This window comes from Vibrio sp. YT-19(2023), from assembly GCF_033337395.1.
In genome coordinates, this window is sequence record NZ_JAWOQN010000911.1 from 1 (window position 1) to 563 (window position 563).

A 563-nucleotide genomic window follows, 5' to 3' on the forward strand; every position below is an offset into this window, starting at 1 on the left:
CCGCGACAGAAGAAGATTTCCTTCAGCCAGGTCATAAGCAAGTTGCAGCAGGTTACGTAATTTACGGTTCATCAACGATGTTGGTGTACACCACAGGTAACGGCGTAAACGGCTTTACTTACGACCCATCCATCGCCAGCTTCTGCCTGTCTCATGAAAACATGATGATTCCTGAAGATGGTAAGATCTACTCCATCAACGAAGGTAACTACATTCGTTTCCCACAAGGTGTGAAAAAGTATATCAAATACTGCCAAGAGAATGTGCCTGAAGACGGTCGTCCATACACCTCTCGCTACATTGGTTCTTTGGTGGCGGATTTCCATCGCAACCTACTTAAAGGTGGCATCTACCTTTACCCAAGTACGCAAAGTCACCCACAAGGCAAACTTCGCCTGCTTTACGAATGCAACCCAATGGCATTTCTCATCGAACAAGCGGGCGGCATTGCATCAGATGGCGTGAATCGCATCATGGACATCAAACCGACTGAGCTACACCAGCGTGTACCTTTCTTAGTGGGTTCGAAGAACATGGTTCGCAAAGTTGAAGAGCTCCTTGAA

Annotated in this window: 1 protein-coding gene; it reads left to right on the top strand. The window is 47.1% G+C overall.

Annotated elements, in window-relative coordinates; genetic code table 11:
- Positions 1-563, top strand: a 563-nt coding sequence (locus R7E78_RS29140) for a class 1 fructose-bisphosphatase (protein WP_318059021.1), incomplete at both ends; no start/stop codon positions are given.